Raw genomic sequence first — 217 nt, 5'->3', positions numbered from 1 at the left:
ACTTAAGGCTGAGAGCTGATGACGAGGTCCTAAGGGACTGAAGTAGTTGATGCCATGCTTCCAGGAAAATCTTCTAAGCTTCAGGTTAGTAGGAATCGTACCCCAAACCGACACAGGTGGTCGGGTAGAGAATACCAAGGCGCTTGAGAGAACTCGGCTGAAGGAACTAGGCAAAATGGTACCGTAACTTCGGGAGAAGGTACGCTGCTGTTGGTGA

At 49.8% G+C, this 217-nt stretch carries 1 rRNA gene; it reads left to right on the top strand.

Going from position 1 to position 217, the window contains the following annotated elements:
* A 23S ribosomal RNA gene (locus tag K5Q92_RS24150) occupies window positions 1-217 on the top strand; the annotation flags it as partial.

The sequence above is a fragment of the Shewanella sp. MBTL60-007 genome (assembly GCF_019654915.1).
Taxonomy (GTDB): Bacteria; Pseudomonadota; Gammaproteobacteria; order Enterobacterales; family Shewanellaceae; genus Shewanella.
Note: the sequence above shows the minus strand (reverse complement) of the source record. Positions and strands in the feature narration are given on the sequence as shown.